Below are 14,487 nucleotides of genomic sequence, written 5' to 3' on the forward strand. Positions count from 1 at the left end.
GCCAAGCGTGGCCGACCCTGCCATCGTCCGGCCGACGCGCTTGTGAGTCGGCCGGCTGGAGGGGGACTTCACGTCATGACATCCGTCGGTACGCACCGCCCCGTCGCGCTGGCGACCCTGGCGGCGCTGGTTCTGGGCCTTCTGGCACCCGGCCTCGCCCGGGCCGCCGACAAGGAGGTCACCTTCGCCCACCAGGACATGGTGGTGCCGTTCCGGGCGCTGATGGCCTCGGGCGCCCTCGAAAAGGCGACCGGCTACACCGTCCACTGGCGCAAGTTCGGCGGCGGCGGCGACGTGATCCGCGCCATGGCCTCGGGCAGCGTCCAGATCGGCGAGGCGGGATCGAGCCCGATCGCGGCCGCCGCGTCGCAGGGTCTCGATATCCAGCTGTTCTGGATCCTCGACGAGATCGCCGACGCCGAGCAGCTCGTGGCCCGCGCCGGCAGCGGCGTGACGCGCGTGGCCGACCTGCGCGGCAAGACGATCGCCGTGCCGTTCGTGTCGACGGCGCATTACCAGCTGATCGCCGCCCTGGCGGAGGCCGGGCTCGGCCAAGCGGATGTCAGGATCCTCAACATGCGCCCGCCCGAGATCGCCGCCGCCTGGGAGCGGGGCGACATCGACGCGACCTTCATCTGGGATCCGGTGCTCGCCCGGGTGAAGCCGTCCGGCACGGTGGTGGTCTCTGCCGGCGACCTCGCCCGCCGGGGCAAGGCGACCTTCGACGGCCTCGTGGTCGACCGCGCCTGGGCGGCCGCGAATCGGGATTTCCTGGTGACGCTCGTCAAGCTGATCGCCGCCCAGGACGCGGCTTATGCCGCCAAGCCCTGGAATGCCGACGCGCCCGAGGTGGCGGCGGTGGCCCGGATCACCGGCTCGGCGCCGGCGCAGGTGCCGGCGAGTCTCGCGGCCTACCGGTTCCCGACCCTGGAGGCGCAGGCCTCCCCGGCCTGGCTCGGCGGTGCCGCCGCCAAGGCCCTGACCGAGACCGCCGCGTTCCTGAAGGCGCAGGGGCGCGTCCAGGCGCTGGCGCCGGATTACGGCCGGTTCGTCACGACGGATGTCGTGGACGCGGCCCGGAAAGGGCCAGTCCCCGGACCGGAGGGACGATGATCGAGATCCGCAACCTGAGCGTCCGCTACGGACAGGGTGCCGGCGCGGTCGCCGCCCTGTCGCGGATCGACCTGACCATCGGCCCCGGGGAGTTCGTGGTGGCGCTCGGCGCCTCGGGCTGCGGCAAGACCACCCTGCTCTCGGCGATCGCGGGCTTCCTCCCGCCCACCGAGGGTCAGATCCTCCTCGACGGGGCCCCGATCCGGGGCCCGGGGGCCGAGCGGGGCGTGGTGTTCCAGCGCCACGCGCTGATGCCCTGGCTGGACGTGGCCGAGAACGTGGCCTTCGGCCCCAAGATGCGGGGCGTGCCCCGGGCGGAGCGGCGGCGGATCGCCCGCGCGATGCTCGACCTCGTGGGCCTGCCCGACTGCGCCGACCGGAAGGTCTACGAGCTCTCGGGCGGCATGCAGCAGCGGGTCGGCCTCGCCCGGGCGCTGGCCGGAGACCCGCGTGTCCTGCTGATGGACGAGCCGCTGGGCGCGCTGGACGCCCTCACCCGCGAGCAGATCCAGGAGCTGATCCTCCGGATCTGGCACCGGACCGGCAAGATGGTCTTCTTCATCACCCACGACGTCGAGGAGGCGGTGTTCCTCGCGACCCGGCTGGTGATCATGAGCCCGAGGCCCGGCCGCATCGTCGAGACGCTGGACCTGCCCTTCTCCCGGGCGGCGGTCGGCGGCCGCGATACGCGGGCCGTGAAGTCGGATCCCGCCTTCATCGCCGTGCGGGAGCGCGTCCTCGAGCGCATCCGCCACGGTGCCGGCGCCCGGCCCGAGGCCGTCCGATGAGCGGGCCGTCCCGCACGGCGCGGGACGCGGCCTCGGGCTCCGCGGCGGATCCGCCGGCGCGCCCCGGACCCCGTCGCCGCGGCGGGATCCCGGTGCCGGCGGTCAGCGTCGCAACCGTGCTCGCGGCCCTCGGCCTCTGGGTGGTCGCCACGGGCGCCGGCTGGGTGAAGCCGCTGTTCCTGCCGCCGCCGGAGGCGGTCCTGTCGGCCTTCGGGCAGGCCTGGCGCGGGGCGATCGACGGCGCCCCGCTCGGGATCCACATCCGCGACAGCCTCCTGCGCGTCCTCGGCGCCTTCGGGCTCGCCACCCTGGTCGGGATCCCCGTCGGGCTCGCCATGGGCACGAGCCGGATCGCCCGGGGCATCCTCGACCCGCCGATCGAGTTCTACCGGCCGCTGCCGCCGCTCGCCTACCTGCCGCTGATGATCATCTGGTTCGGGATCGGCGAGCTGTCGAAGGTGCTGCTGATCTTCCTCGCCTGCCTCGCCCCGGTGGCGCTCGCCGCGCGCGCGGGGGTGCGCTCCGCCTCGGTCGACCAGATCAACGCGGCGCGCGCCCTGGGGGCGAGCCCCTGGCAGGTCCTGCGCCACGTGGTCTTCCCGGCAGCCCTGCCGGAGATCCTGATCGGCCTGCGGATCGGCATGGGCGTCGGCTGGACCACCCTGGTGGCCGCCGAGATGGTGGCGGCCCAGGCCGGCCTCGGCCAGCTCGTCCTCAACGCGTCCAACTTCCTGCGCACCGACGTGGTGCTGATGGGCATCCTGGTGATCGGCCTGTTCGCGGGCCTGTTCGAGTTCGGGATGCGGTGCCTGGAGCGCGTGCTGGTCCCCTGGAAGGGCAGGGCTTGAGGGGCGACCGACCCGCGCCCATGCTCCCGGACGAGACGCCGATGCGGCGGCGGGGAGGGAACGCCGCAGGTCAATATTGCGCCCTCAACATGCGCACTTAATTGTGTCGCTTGCAGATCCCAACGGGATACGGAGTGTGTACGATCGGAGGGCGCGCGCGGCAGCGGCCGTTTTGGCGATGCGCTCGGGGATGCCACGGATGGCCCAAACGGACGAGGATGTGTCCGAGGCGGCGCTGGTCGCGGCTCTCGAAGCCTCCGGCGGCGTCGGCTTCTGGATGTGGGACATTCTCCGGGACGAGGCGCGGGCCGATCCGGTGAGCGCCCTGCTGTTCAACATCAGCCCGGCCCGGTCGCGGGCCGGCGTCAGCCTCGCCGAGCTCCTGGAGGCCGTCCATCCGGACGACCAGCCGCATATCTCGCAGGTCATCCTGGACTGCGTCCGCACGGGCGGCTCCTACACGGCCGAGTACCGCGTCTGCTCCCCGGAAGGCCGGCTGCGGTGGCTGTTCACCCGCGGGCATTTCTACCTCGATCAGGACGGCCGACCGTCCACCGGCCGGGGGGTGATCGTCGAGATCTCGGACAGCAAGTCCGCCGGCACAGCCTTCGCGAAGCGCGACGGGGCCACGATCGACGACGCCCTCAGCCGGACCGCCGACCTGTGTCTCTCGCTGCACGACACGGTCTCGCAGCTCGGCGACACCGCCCTGGTGGCGCTGACCGAGACGCTGCTGATCGAGATCGGCCGGCGCCTCGCGGACCGCCAGCGCACAGAGCGCGGCGACGCCCTGCACTGATTGGGGCCCCGTTCCCGTCGAGGCGGCGGCCAGGGCGACGACCGTGGCGCCGGAGCCGCGTCTCCCCATCGACGTCGCCGGCCGGTTGACCCGCGCCGTCAGTCCGGGGCGTCGAGGGCAAGCCCGGACCCGGAGGGGCGCACCGGAGGCGGTCGATCCGGAACCGCGCCGGTCCGGATCCCGAAACGGCGCAAGACAGGCTCGATCGGCGCCTCCTCCTGCGACCTTCCGACCGGAACTTGGCCGCGCGGCGCCTGTGTTTGCTGGTTGAACGAGCCATCAGGCTCGCAACTGCTACGAGGCAAACGCCATGACCATGGACGTCCGCGAGATCTACGTCACGGCCCTGAAGAATACCCATGCGGTGGAGATGCAGGCGCTGCAGATCATGGAGCGGCAGGTCGAGCGCCTGGAGCGCTACCCCGAGATGGAACAGGCCCTGCGCCGCCACATCGAGGAGACGCACGGGCAGCGCCAGCGCCTGGAGGAGGCGCTCCAGAGCCTGGGCGACAGCCCCTCGGCCCTCAAGGAGGGCTTCCTGGGCTTCGTCGGGAACATGATGGCGCTCGGTCACACCCCGGCCCAGGACGAGATCCTGAAGAACACCTACGCCAACCACGCCTTCGAGAATTTCGAGATCGCCGCCTACGAGTCGCTGCTCACGATCAGCGACGCCGCCGGACAGCAGGGCCACCGGAGCGCCTTCGAGCAGTCGCTCAAGGAGGAGCAGGCCATGGCGGATACGGTGCGCAGGCTGATCCGTCCGATCACGGAGCGCTACCTCTCCCTGACGGTGTCCGGCGCCAAGGCCGATCGCTGACGTCGCGCCGTCCCCGCCCGAAGCGGGGGGGGGGGACGGCCGCGTCCGACTCTCACACCACGCCGACCCGGCCTGATTGCGCGCACATGGACACTGGAAGCGGACGATCGACGAATGCTCCCCGGCCGGAGGGGAAAGCCTCCGGAGGGGCCCTGGGGAGGGGCTGCGTCCATCTCTGCATCGACATGCAGCGCATGTTCGCCGAGCCCACCGACTGGCAGACCCCGTGGATGAACCGCGTCCTGCCGCAGGTGTGCCGCCTCGCGGCGGCGCATCCGGAGCGGACCATCTTCACCCGCTTCATCCCGGCCGCCCGGCCGGGCGAGGGCCGCGGCACCTGGGCGACCTACTCGCAGCGTTGGGCCGCCATGACCCGGGAGCGCCTCGACGCCGGCATGATCGACCTCGTCCCGGATCTCGCCCGGATGGTCCCGCCCGCGGAGGTCGTCGACAAGACCGTCTATTCGCCTTGGCTCGAGACCGGCCTCGACGCGCGCCTGCGGGCGCGCGCTGTCGATACGCTGATCGTCACCGGCGCCGAGACGGATGTCTGCGTGCTGGCCGCCGTGCTCGGCGGCGTCGATCTCGGCTACCGGATCGTGCTGGCCACCGACGCCCTGTGCAGCTCCTGCGACGCGGCGCACGACGCCCTCCTGCTGATGTACCGGATGCGTTACGGCCACCAGGTCGAGACCATGACGACCGCCGAGATCCTCGATCGCTGGCACTGACCCGGCCCGCCGCCCTCCGGACAGGGCCGAACATTCGCACCGTAATAGCCAAGCTCAGGCGAGATCTGCGCGAGCCGTCCGCGACCATCCCGGCTCTCGAACACTCGATCCGTGCGCCGCCGCACGCGAAAAACAGTCGCGCCGCGCGAACCAGCGGCCTGCGCGACCGTTATGATCCTGAACACGGTCCCGGAGGAAAGGTTATGGCCAAGCACGAGATCCTCGGCTACTTCGAGCACCGCCGCGACGGGGCCTGGGTCTGCGTCCGCCCCTTCACCCTGACCACCCGGGATGCCAGCGTCGACATCCGCCAGGGCATGCGCTTCGACTACGGCAAGCGTGTCGGGGGCGTCGACCTGGCCGAGTACCTCGAGCGGCTGGGCTCGCAATTCGGGTCCTGAGGGCCTGCCTGAGGGATTGGTGGCATCACCGGCAGCCCCGGCGCCGGTCAAAAATGTCTCGACGCGGCGCCGGACCTTGAGCCCGGCGCCGCGCTTCGTCGTTCAGGCGCCACCCCACTGCATCGTCAAGCCGCCATCGACCACCAGAGTGTGGCCGGTGACGTAGGCCGCGGCATCCGAGGCCAAATACAGGATCGCCTGAGCGATCTCCTCCGGCTGGCCGGCCCGATGCCACGGGATCCGCTCCAGGGACTGGTCCAGAACCTCCGACCGCTCGAACCGGTCCGCGGTCATCGGCGTCTCGATCAGGCCCGGGGCGACATTGTTGACGTTGATCCGGTCCTCGGCGAGTTCCCGCGACAGGGAGCGGCAGAGGGAGCCGAGCCCCGCCTTCGACATCCCGTAGGGCGCGCTCTCTGGGGTGGGCAGGTGCTGGGCCACGGAGGAGACGAACACGATCTTGCCGTTGCCGCCCTGCGCCCGGCGCATCTTGATGAAGGGGCGGGCACAGAAGAGCGGTCCCATGAGGTTCACCCGCAGGATCCGCTCCAGGACGGCATCGTCCATCTCGGCGACCGGTATCCCGCTCATGGCCTGTCCGGCATTGGCCACGAGGATGTCGAGGGTGCCGAGCTCGCTGCCGATACGGTCGAAGGCCGCCGTGACGGCCGCCGGATCGCCGACATCGAGCTGGAGCACCAGGGCCCGGCGGCCCGCGGCCTCGACCCGCGCGGCGGTCTCGCGGATGCCGTCCGCGTCGCTGTGATAGGTGATCGCGACGTCGGCGCCTGCCCGGGCGAGCAGTTCCGCCGTCGCCTGCCCGATGCCGGAATCGGCCCCGGTGACCAGGGCACGGGTGTCGGTGAAGCTCATCGGGACTCTCTCGCTGGCACCGCCATGGCGGCCGGATGCGGGGGCAATGGGTGTCGCCGGGGCGGGTTCCGGGCGCGCGCACCGGCCGCAGGGGAACCCGTTCCGGCTTCGCGTCTTTGACGCCCCACGGCCGCATGGCCTAGTGAGGACGCATGTCCCTGGACGAAACGCCCCACGCGATCGCAGAGGAGTGCGCGCCCGACACGCGGAGCCGCATCCTGGCGACGGCGGGCACGTATTTCCGCGAGATCGGCTATCAGAAGACGACCGTGGCCGACATCGCCCGGACGCTCAAGATGAGTCCGGCCAACGTCTACCGGTTCTTCGAGTCGAAGAAGGCGATCAACGAGGCGGTGCTGGAGCGGCTGATCGGCGAGAGCGAGGCGGTGATCTCGGAGATCGCCGACCGGCCGGGCCTCGACGCCACCGCGCGCCTCGTGGCGGCGATCGAGACCCTGCATCGCGACTGCACCCGCCGCTGCGAGACGTTTCCCCGCCTGCACGAGATGATCGAGGCGGCGATGGTGGAGAGCTGGGACGTCTGCCGTCATCACGTGGCCCGGATCACCGCCGGGTTCGAGCGGATCATCCGCGAGGGGGTGGCCCGGGGCGAATTCGAGGCCGCCGATCCCGTCGAGGCGGCCGCCTGCATCCACGCCGCCATCGCCCGCTACACCCATCCGCTGCTGGTGGGCAGCTCCAGTCTTCAGCCGGTGCCGCCCGTGGCCGCGATGACGGCCTTCCTGCTGCGGAGCCTCGCGCCGCGGAGGCCGCTGTCGTAGCGCGACCGGACGAGATCCGGGATCGTCGCCGGAGGCATCGCGGCCGCCCCGGAGGACCCGCCTCCATGGTCCCGCTCTGACGGTCGGTCCAACGTCGGCATTCCGCCCTCCCAGAGGGGCGAAGCGGCGCGCCGGGACAGTGGCGATCGCCAGCGCGGACACCGCGCCGCCGGATGCGATGGCGGCCGGGGACGACACCTCCGTCATTCCCCGACTGCGCGCAGGCCCCGAAATCCAGAGCCCCGTCCGGTGCCCGGCTCTGCCGCGCGAGACTCCGCGTGGCCCCTTCGCTGCGATCTACTCGGAAGCCGGACCGGCCTCCGGCGCCGGCTCGGAGGCGCTCGGCTGCGGGCCGTCATAGCCCTCGATCACCAGGATCTCGGCCTCGACGCCGCCGCGCTGCTTGGCCTTGGCCGCCTGGTAGAGGTCGGAGTTCCAGCAGGCGAGGGCATCGGCATAGCTCGGGAACTCGATCACCACGTTGCGGGATCGGGCCGGCCCCATCACCGCCTCGTGGGCGCCGCCGCGCACGAGGAAGCGACCGCCGAACTTGGCGAAGGCGGCACCGTTGGCCGCCACGTACGCCTTGTAGGCCTCCGCGTCGCGGACATCGACCCGCGCGATCCAGTAGCCCTTCGTCATGCTGCGTCTCCTGCCTTGCGGAGCGAAGTGGATCCGATCGGCGCGAAGGCAATCCCGGTCCGGTTCAGGCGAGTTCCGCCACGATCGCCTGCGCCACCGCGCGGGGGTCGGCGGCGCCGGTGATCGGGCGCCCGACCACCACATGGTCGATCCCGACCTTTCGGGCATCGCCGGGGGTCATCACCCGCTTCTGGTCGCCGGCCTCGGTGCCCGCAGGGCGGATGCCCGGAGTGACGATCAGCCGGTCCGGGCCGACGATGCGCCGGACCGAGCCCGCCTCGGCAGCAGAGCAGACGAGGCCGTCGATGCCGATCTCGGCGGCCTGGGCGGCGCGCTTGGCGACGAGCTCCGCCACCGGCAGGCCGTAGCCGGCCTCCGCGGCATCGTCATCGTCGTAGGAGGTGAGCACCGTCACGGCGAGGATCTTGAGCCCCGCGCCCCGGCCGCGGACCGCCGCCCGCATGGTCTGCGGGTAGGCGTGGACGGTGAGGAAGGTGGCGCCGGAGCCCGAGGCCGAGCGCACGCCCTCCTCGACGGTGTTGCCGATGTCGTGGAGCTTCAGGTCGAGGAAGACCTTGAGGCCGCGGGCCGCCAGCCGCTCGGCCAGGGCGAGGCCGCCCGCGTAACCCAGCTGGTAGCCGATCTTGTAGAAGGTCGCGGCGTCGCCGATCCGGTCGATCAGCCCCTCGGCCGCCTGCACGCTCGGCAGGTCGAGGGCCACGATCAGGCGGTCGCGGGGATCGGCAATCTCGGTCATCGGGGCGTCCTTCGGGGTCGTGGCAGCGATTCCGCGGAACGCCCGCGAGGTCAATGCCGGCATCGCCGCCTCACCCCGCCAACACCCGCGCCACCTCGGCGCGCAGCACCGGCAGCAGCTCCGCCTCGAACCAGGGCTCGCGCTTCAGCCAGCCGTTGTTGCGCCAGGACGGGTGGGGCAAGGGGAGCACCCGGGGGCGCCGGGGCTCGGCGAGGATCTCCCGCCAGCGGCGCACCGTGCCGGTGAGCCCGCCCTCCATCCGTCCGAGATGCCAGCCTTGCGCGTACTGGCCGATCACCAGGATCAGTTCGAGGTCGGGCAGGCCGGAGAACAGCTCCGCCCGCCAGCGCTCGGCGCATTCCCGGCGCGGCGGCCGGTCGCCGCCCTTGGCGTCGAGGCCGGGGAAGCACGATCCCATCGGCACGATGGCGACCCGGGCCGCGTCGTAGAACTGCGCTTCGTCGAGGCCGAGCCAGGACCGCAGCCGCACGCCCGACGGGTCGGTGAACGGCTGGCCCGTGCGGTGGGCGCGCGTGCCGGGCGCCTGGCTGGCGATGCACAGGCGGGCCGTGGCCGAGCCCTGCACGATCGGCCGGGGCTCCTGGGGCAGGGGCGGACCGTAGAGCGGGCTGTCCCGGCAGAGGCGGCAGGCGCGCAGGCGCGCGGCGGTGTCGTCGAAGGCGGGCATGCCCCGGAGATGGCGCATCGGCGCAGAAAAAAGAAACGGCGCGGTGTCGCGCCGCGCCGTCTTCAGTCGGGTCTCTTGCCTTGGGGGGAAGGCCTCTCCTCCCTACGCCGATCCAGGTCGGTGGAACGTGCGATTCCTCACGCGCCCTTCACGCCCGAGACGTCGAGAGGCAGGGAGCGCAGGCGCCGGCCGGTGGCGGCGAAGACCGCGTTCGCGATCGACGGCCCGAGCACAGGCACGCCCGGCTCGCCGATCCCGGTCGGCGCCACCTGGCTCGGCACGATGTGAACCTCGACCGTCGGCATCTCGCTCATCCGGGTTGGCGCGTAGGCGTCGAAATTGTGCTCCTGCACCTGCCCGTCCTTGAGGGTGATGCGGTTGCGCAGCACCGACGACAGGGCGAAGCCCACCGCACCCTCGACCTGCGCGCGGATCACGTCCGGGTTGACCGGAACGCCGACATCCACCGCCGCCACGATCCGGTTCACCCGGACCGCGTTCTCCTGAGCGGTGACGTCGGCGACCATGGCGACGTACGAGCCGAAGGATTCGTGGACCGCAACCCCGAGGCCGCGGCCCGGATCCTGCGGCTTGGCGCTCCAGCCGGCCTTCTCGGCGGCGAGCTTCAGCACGCCGGAGAGCCGCGGCGCCTGGGCGAGGAGCGACAGCCGGTAGGCCACCGGATCGACGTTGGCGGCATGGGCCAGCTCGTCGATCATCACCTCCATCACGTGGGCGGTGTGGGTGTGGCCGACCGAGCGCCACCACAGGACCGGCACGCCCTCGCGGCCGTTATGGACGCCGAACCGGTAGGCCGGCAGCGCGTAGGGCGTGTCGGAGGCGCCCTCCACGGTGGTGGAATCGATCCCGTTCTTGACGATCATCGCCTCGAAGGGCGAGCCGATCATGATCGACTTGCCGACCATGACGTGGTCCCAGCCGACCACCGCGCCCTTGGCGTCGATGCCGGCCCGGACCTTGTGCAGCACGGTCGGGCGGTAATAGCCGCCGGCCATGTCGTCCTCGCGGGTCCAGACGAGGTGCACGGGGGCCTTCTCGCCCGACGCCTTCAGAACCGTCGCGGCTTCGGCGAGGTAGTCGGCGGTGGGGGTCGCCCGGCGGCCGAAGGAGCCGCCGGCCCAGTTGCTGTGGAGGCGCACCCTGTCGGGCGTCACCCCGAGGATCGCCGCCATCGTCGCCTGCTCGACGGTCTGGAACTGGAAGCCCGCGTAGACGTCGTAGCCGCCGTCGGCCGCCCGCTCGATCGTGGCATTGAGCGGCTCCATCGCCGCATGGGCGAGGTAGGGGAAGGTGAACTCGGCCTCGACCACCTGGGCGGCCCCTCTCAGCGCCGCCTGCGGGTCGCCGCGCTCGGAGGCCGTGAGGCCCGGGCCCTTGGCCCGCTCACGGTACTCCGCGAGGATCGCGTCGGACGAGCGCGTCTCGGCGGTGCTGTCGTCCCAGGCGACGGTAAGCGCCTCGCGGCCCTTCATGGCCGACCACGTGTCGCGGGCGATCACCGCCACGCCGGTGGGCACCTGCACCACGTCGAGGACGCCGGCGACCTTGCGGGCGGCGGCGGCATCGAAGCTCTTCACGGTGGCGCCGAAACGCGGTGCCCGGGCCACGACCGCGGTGACCTGGTTGGGGCGGCGGATGTCCAGCGAGTAGATCGCCGTGCCGTTGGTCTTGGCCACGGAATCGAGGCGCGGGATCGTCTGGCCGATCAGCCGCCACTCGCTCGGATCCTTGAGCCGCGGCTCGGAGGGGACCGGCAGGGAGGCGGCCGAGGCGGCGAGCTCCCCGAACCGGGCCTGCCGGCCGGAGGGCGCGTGGCGCACGATGTTGTCGGCGACCGTGATCTCCGAGACCGGAACCTTCCAGCGGAAGGCGGCTTCCGCCATCAACATCTCGCGGGCGGCCGCACCCGCCTTGCGCAGCTGGAACCAGGAATTGGCCACCGCGGTGGAGCCGCCGGTGCCCTGGATCGGGCCCATCAGGCTGTTGTTGTAGAGCGTCGCATCCGCGGGGGCGAATTCGGTGCGGACCTTGGACCAGTCGGCGCCGAGCTCGTCGGCCAGGATGGTGGCGAGGCCGGTCGTGTTTCCCTGGCCCATGTCGAGGTGCTTGATCACCACCGTGACGGTGTCGTCGGCGCCGATCCGCACGAAGGCGTTGGGCTGCGCCTTGACGTCGGCGAGGTTCGGGCCGGATGCCGCGCGGGCGGATTTCGGGTCGAGCCGGAACGCGACCACGAGGGCGCCGGCGCCGGCGAGCAGGCCGCGGCGGCTGGGACGGGCGGGCAGGGGATTCGGTCGACGGGCGTTCAGCATGGCGGCGAGGCTCCGGTCGGGACCGCGGGGAAGGTGAGGCGTCAGGCCGATCAGGCGAGGCTGCGCGCGGCTTCGTGAATCGCCGCGCGGATGCGCTGGTAGGTGCCGCAGCGGCAGATGTTGCCGTCCATGGCGCCGTCGATGTCGGCGTCGCTGGGCTTGGCGTTGCCCGAGAGCAGGCCGATCGCCGACATGATCTGGCCGGACTGGCAGTAGCCGCACTGGACCACGTCGAGCTTGCGCCACGCCGCCTGGACGGCCTCGGCCACCCGGCCCGACACGCCCTCGATGGTCGTCACCTGCGCGGTGCCGACATCGCCAAGCCGCGTCTGGCAGGACCGGACCGGCTGCCCGTCGAGATGGACCGTGCAGGCGCCACACTGCGCGATGCCGCAGCCGTACTTGGTGCCGGTGGTGTCGAGCCGGTCGCGCAGCACCCAGAGCAGGGGCATGTCGGGGTCGGCGTCGACCGCGTGCGTGACACCGTTGACGGTGAGATTCGGCATGGTCGGCGACCCTTTCTCGACGCGGGCATCCGGGCAGCCCGGATCACGGCGTGCGGCCTCGCACGGGTAAGCGGTCACGCACCTCCCAATAGCGAGCGCATGCCCGGACACGATGTGCGGCACCGCACTTCAATCCGGCGGCGGGCCAGCCTCGATACAGCCCGCGATGCTTAAGATTGAAGGGATGCCGGCAGCCGCTTCTTAACACATCCGCCTCATCTTCACGGCGTGCTTCCCAGCCACCGCCGCCCGTCCGCGGAATCGAGCCGAGTTTCAAGACGCGCATGCCCGATCTCACCGTCGAGATGGTCCAGCGCGGTCGCGGCCCCTCGACGGAGGAGGCGGCGCGCCGCCTCGGGGTCGCCCGGGAAATCCGCTCGGCCCGCGAGAAGCTGACCTCGCAGACCGGCCTGGAGCGGGCCTTCGACTACGAGCTGCTGCGTCACTACGCCCAGTACCGGGCCGGCGCGGGCATCCCGCTGGTGGGATTCGCGGCGGCGCTCGCCACGGCGGCGACCTTCTGGATCGCGCCGCCGGTGGCGGCGGCCTGGGCGCTCGGCGTGTTTCTGATGATCACGCTCAACACCACCTTGAGCCGGCGCTTCCTCCGCGCCGACCCGGCGACGATCCCGCTCGCCCGCTGGCGCCGGCGCTTCCTGATCGGCGAGGTGCTGCAGAGCCTGTCGTGGTCCGCGATGATCGGGCTCGGCACCACCGGCGGCTGGACCTTCGCGCTGTTCGGCCTCGTCATCGCCTCCGCCGTCACCACCATGCTGGCCGCGACGGTGCCGCTGGCCGCCATCGCCGCCCTGGTGCCGCTGGCGCTCGCCACCGTGTCCCTCGCCGCCTTCTCCCGCGGGATGGACCTGCTGATGCTGGTGGTGATGGCCGGCGGCGCGCAGGTCTTCTTCCTCGGCCTCTCCCGCCGCCTCTACACCTCGACGGTGGGCGCCCTGCGCTCCCGGGCCGAGAAGGACGCGGTGTTCGGCGAGCTGGAACAGGCCAAGGCCAATTCCGACGAGGCCCGCCGCCGGGCCGAAGAGGCCAACCTCGCCAAGTCGCGCTTCCTCGCCACCATGAGCCACGAGCTGCGGACGCCGCTCAACGCCATCCTGGGCTTCTCGGAAGTGATGAAGAACGAAGTGTTCGGCACCCACACGGCGCCGTCCTATCGGGAATACTCGCACGACATCCACGACAGCGGGATGCATCTCCTGAACCTGATCAACGAGATCCTCGACCTGTCGCGGATCGAGGCGGGGCGCTACGAACTCAACGAGGAGCCGGTGCAGCTCGCCCACGTGGTAGAGGAGTGCCGCCACATGATGGGCCTGCGGGCCAAGGCCAAGAACCAAACGTTCCACGATCTCGTGGACGGCTCGCTGCCGCGGCTCTGGGCGGACGAGCGGGCGCTCCGCCAGATCGTGCTGAACCTCCTGTCGAACGCCGTGAAGTTCACGCCGCCGGGCGGCGAGATCTGGCTGAAGGTCGGCTGGACCGCGTCGGGCGGCCAATACGTCTCGGTGAAGGACAGCGGCCCGGGCATCCCGGAAGACGAACTCGGCACGGTCCTGTCCTCGTTCGGGCGCGGCTCCCTGGCGATCAAGACCGCCGAGCAGGGCTCCGGGCTGGGCCTGCCGATCGTGAAGGGCCTGGTGGAACTGCATGGCGGGCAGTTCCAGCTGTCCTCCAAGCCGCGCGAGGGCACCGAGGTGGTGGTGACGCTGCCGGCCTCCCGGGTCATGGACACGCTGCCGGCCGTCGAGGTCGAGCCGGAGGTGGTGGCCCCCGCGCGCAGTCCCCTCAACCGCGCGGCGTGACCCGCGCCGGTCGGGCCGCCCCGCTCAGTCGAGGCCGCCGAGCACACGGATCCGGGCCCATTCGGCTTCGGACACCGGCTGCACCGACAGGCGGGAATTGTTGACCAGCACCATGTCGGCCAGGGCCGGATCGGCCTTGATCGCCTCGAGCGTCACAGGGCGGGGCAGCGCCCGCACGGCCTTGACGTCGACCATGCCGAAGCGGCCGGTCTCGTCCGTGTGATCGGGATAGTAGGGGCGGATCACCGCCACGATGCCGACCACCGCCTTGCCCTCGTTCGAGTGGTAGAAGAAGCCCTGCTCGCCGACCTGCATGGCCATCAGCTGCTTCTTGGCGAGGTGGTTGCGCACGCCGTTCCAGTACGTGCCGGCCTCACCGGCCGCGACCTGCTGGTCCCACGACCAGGTCGCGGGCTCGGATTTGAACAGCCAGTACGCCATCGCTGAAGGTCCCGCGGACCGCCCGGCCGGGCGGCATGCCCCGCCATAGCCCAGCTTCGGCCTCCGGGAACAGGCCAGCGCCGCGTCCGGCGCGCTCGGCGCTCTCGGCGCTCTCGGCGCACCGAGGGCCGGCGCATGAGACGTC

General features: G+C 71.7%; 16 protein-coding genes. 9 read left to right on the plus strand and 7 right to left on the minus strand.

Going from position 1 to position 14,487, the window contains the following annotated elements; translation table 11 throughout:
• The first annotated feature begins 75 nt into the window (after positions 1-75).
• The 7 genes from tauA (at position 76) to ABC766_RS31570 (ending at position 5,500) form a co-directional block, all read left to right on the plus strand.
• Complete coding sequence (gene tauA / locus ABC766_RS31540; RefSeq protein WP_342145442.1) at positions 76-1,113, plus strand: taurine ABC transporter substrate-binding protein; 1,038 nt, start codon at positions 76-78, stop codon at positions 1,111-1,113.
• Positions 1,110-1,901, plus strand: coding sequence for an ABC transporter ATP-binding protein (locus ABC766_RS31545; protein WP_345820371.1), 792 nt, complete (start codon positions 1,110-1,112; stop codon positions 1,899-1,901). Before tauA ends, ABC766_RS31545 begins: the two co-directional genes overlap by 4 nt.
• On the plus strand, positions 1,898-2,749 hold the full coding sequence (locus ABC766_RS31550) for an ABC transporter permease subunit (protein WP_345820372.1): 852 nt from the start codon (positions 1,898-1,900) through the stop codon (positions 2,747-2,749). Before ABC766_RS31545 ends, ABC766_RS31550 begins: the two co-directional genes overlap by 4 nt.
• A gap of 199 nt (positions 2,750-2,948) precedes the next feature.
• Complete coding sequence (locus ABC766_RS31555; RefSeq protein ID WP_179698684.1) at positions 2,949-3,548, plus strand: PAS domain-containing protein; 600 nt, start codon at positions 2,949-2,951, stop codon at positions 3,546-3,548.
• Between the two features lie 310 nt (positions 3,549-3,858).
• The gene (locus ABC766_RS31560) at positions 3,859-4,368 is read left to right on the plus strand and encodes a ferritin-like domain-containing protein (RefSeq protein ID WP_345820373.1); all 510 of its coding nucleotides are present in this window, start codon (positions 3,859-3,861) and stop codon (positions 4,366-4,368) included.
• Between the two features lie 185 nt (positions 4,369-4,553).
• A complete protein-coding gene (locus tag ABC766_RS31565; protein WP_426315346.1) occupies positions 4,554-5,099 on the plus strand; it encodes a cysteine hydrolase family protein in 546 nt (181 codons plus the stop codon).
• A 203-nt stretch (positions 5,100-5,302) separates the two neighbouring features.
• Complete coding sequence (locus ABC766_RS31570) at positions 5,303-5,500, plus strand: hypothetical protein (protein WP_012318739.1); 198 nt, start codon at positions 5,303-5,305, stop codon at positions 5,498-5,500.
• A 102-nt stretch (positions 5,501-5,602) separates the two neighbouring features.
• Here the strand turns inward: ABC766_RS31570 and ABC766_RS31575 are convergent, their stop codons facing one another.
• Positions 5,603-6,373 carry an SDR family NAD(P)-dependent oxidoreductase gene (locus ABC766_RS31575; RefSeq protein ID WP_043756918.1) on the minus strand — a complete coding sequence of 257 codons (771 nt, stop codon included), beginning with the start codon at positions 6,371-6,373 and terminating at the stop codon, positions 5,603-5,605.
• Positions 6,374-6,525: 152 nt separating this feature from the next.
• On the opposite strand from ABC766_RS31575, the gene ABC766_RS31580 reads away from it, so the two are divergent.
• Complete coding sequence (locus tag ABC766_RS31580; protein WP_043379529.1) at positions 6,526-7,155, plus strand: TetR/AcrR family transcriptional regulator; 630 nt, start codon at positions 6,526-6,528, stop codon at positions 7,153-7,155.
• A gap of 297 nt (positions 7,156-7,452) precedes the next feature.
• On the opposite strand, the gene ABC766_RS31585 is transcribed toward ABC766_RS31580, so the two are convergent.
• From ABC766_RS31585 to ABC766_RS31605, 5 genes are all read right to left on the minus strand, one after another.
• Entirely contained in the window at positions 7,453-7,797 is a 345-nt protein-coding gene (locus ABC766_RS31585; RefSeq protein ID WP_043346068.1) for a DUF1330 domain-containing protein, read from the minus strand.
• Positions 7,798-7,861: 64 nt separating this feature from the next.
• Positions 7,862-8,554, minus strand: a complete 693-nt coding sequence (gene pyrF, locus ABC766_RS31590) for an orotidine-5'-phosphate decarboxylase (protein WP_345820377.1) — start codon at positions 8,552-8,554, stop codon at positions 7,862-7,864.
• Between the two features lie 70 nt (positions 8,555-8,624).
• Complete coding sequence (locus ABC766_RS31595; protein WP_043379530.1) at positions 8,625-9,242, minus strand: uracil-DNA glycosylase family protein; 618 nt, start codon at positions 9,240-9,242, stop codon at positions 8,625-8,627.
• 137 nt (positions 9,243-9,379) lie between these two features.
• Positions 9,380-11,575: a xanthine dehydrogenase family protein molybdopterin-binding subunit gene (locus tag ABC766_RS31600; RefSeq protein WP_342144503.1), complete on the minus strand. Its 2,196-nt coding sequence runs from the start codon at positions 11,573-11,575 to the stop codon at positions 9,380-9,382.
• Positions 11,576-11,625: 50 nt separating this feature from the next.
• Positions 11,626-12,081, minus strand: a complete 456-nt coding sequence (locus ABC766_RS31605; protein ID WP_345822861.1) for a (2Fe-2S)-binding protein — start codon at positions 12,079-12,081, stop codon at positions 11,626-11,628.
• A 284-nt stretch (positions 12,082-12,365) separates the two neighbouring features.
• Here ABC766_RS31605 and ABC766_RS31610 point away from each other — a divergent pair, with 284 nt between their 5' ends.
• Complete coding sequence (locus tag ABC766_RS31610) at positions 12,366-13,901, plus strand: sensor histidine kinase (protein ID WP_043346075.1); 1,536 nt, start codon at positions 12,366-12,368, stop codon at positions 13,899-13,901.
• A gap of 24 nt (positions 13,902-13,925) precedes the next feature.
• Here the strand turns inward: ABC766_RS31610 and ABC766_RS31615 are convergent, their stop codons facing one another.
• Positions 13,926-14,342, minus strand: a complete 417-nt coding sequence (locus tag ABC766_RS31615; protein ID WP_182592203.1) for an EVE domain-containing protein — start codon at positions 14,340-14,342, stop codon at positions 13,926-13,928.
• Between the last annotated feature and the right edge of the window lie 145 nt (positions 14,343-14,487).

It is taken from the genome of Methylobacterium fujisawaense (assembly GCF_039619325.1).
Classification (GTDB): domain Bacteria; phylum Pseudomonadota; class Alphaproteobacteria; order Rhizobiales; family Beijerinckiaceae; genus Methylobacterium; species Methylobacterium fujisawaense.

What these genes read in the sequence shown, in the direction of transcription:
- tauA (WP_342145442.1), top strand. Translation starts at nt 76, where the DNA reads ATGACATCCGTCGGTACGCACCGCCCCGTCGCGCTGGCGACCCTGGCG.
- ABC766_RS31545 (WP_345820371.1), top strand. Translation starts at nt 1,110, where the DNA reads ATGATCGAGATCCGCAACCTGAGCGTCCGCTACGGACAGGGTGCCGGC.
- ABC766_RS31550 (WP_345820372.1), top strand. Translation starts at nt 1,898, where the DNA reads ATGAGCGGGCCGTCCCGCACGGCGCGGGACGCGGCCTCGGGCTCCGCG.
- ABC766_RS31555 (WP_179698684.1), top strand. Translation starts at nt 2,949, where the DNA reads ATGGCCCAAACGGACGAGGATGTGTCCGAGGCGGCGCTGGTCGCGGCT.
- ABC766_RS31560 (WP_345820373.1), top strand. Translation starts at nt 3,859, where the DNA reads ATGACCATGGACGTCCGCGAGATCTACGTCACGGCCCTGAAGAATACC.
- ABC766_RS31565 (WP_426315346.1), top strand. Translation starts at nt 4,554, where the DNA reads ATGCAGCGCATGTTCGCCGAGCCCACCGACTGGCAGACCCCGTGGATG.
- ABC766_RS31570 (WP_012318739.1), top strand. Translation starts at nt 5,303, where the DNA reads ATGGCCAAGCACGAGATCCTCGGCTACTTCGAGCACCGCCGCGACGGG.
- ABC766_RS31575 (WP_043756918.1), bottom strand. Translation starts at nt 6,373, where the DNA reads ATGAGCTTCACCGACACCCGTGCCCTGGTCACCGGGGCCGATTCCGGC.
- ABC766_RS31580 (WP_043379529.1), top strand. Translation starts at nt 6,526, where the DNA reads ATGTCCCTGGACGAAACGCCCCACGCGATCGCAGAGGAGTGCGCGCCC.
- ABC766_RS31585 (WP_043346068.1), bottom strand. Translation starts at nt 7,797, where the DNA reads ATGACGAAGGGCTACTGGATCGCGCGGGTCGATGTCCGCGACGCGGAG.
- pyrF (WP_345820377.1), bottom strand. Translation starts at nt 8,554, where the DNA reads ATGACCGAGATTGCCGATCCCCGCGACCGCCTGATCGTGGCCCTCGAC.
- ABC766_RS31595 (WP_043379530.1), bottom strand. Translation starts at nt 9,242, where the DNA reads ATGCCCGCCTTCGACGACACCGCCGCGCGCCTGCGCGCCTGCCGCCTC.
- ABC766_RS31600 (WP_342144503.1), bottom strand. Translation starts at nt 11,575, where the DNA reads ATGCTGAACGCCCGTCGACCGAATCCCCTGCCCGCCCGTCCCAGCCGC.
- ABC766_RS31605 (WP_345822861.1), bottom strand. Translation starts at nt 12,081, where the DNA reads ATGCCGAATCTCACCGTCAACGGTGTCACGCACGCGGTCGACGCCGAC.
- ABC766_RS31610 (WP_043346075.1), top strand. Translation starts at nt 12,366, where the DNA reads ATGCCCGATCTCACCGTCGAGATGGTCCAGCGCGGTCGCGGCCCCTCG.
- ABC766_RS31615 (WP_182592203.1), bottom strand. Translation starts at nt 14,342, where the DNA reads ATGGCGTACTGGCTGTTCAAATCCGAGCCCGCGACCTGGTCGTGGGAC.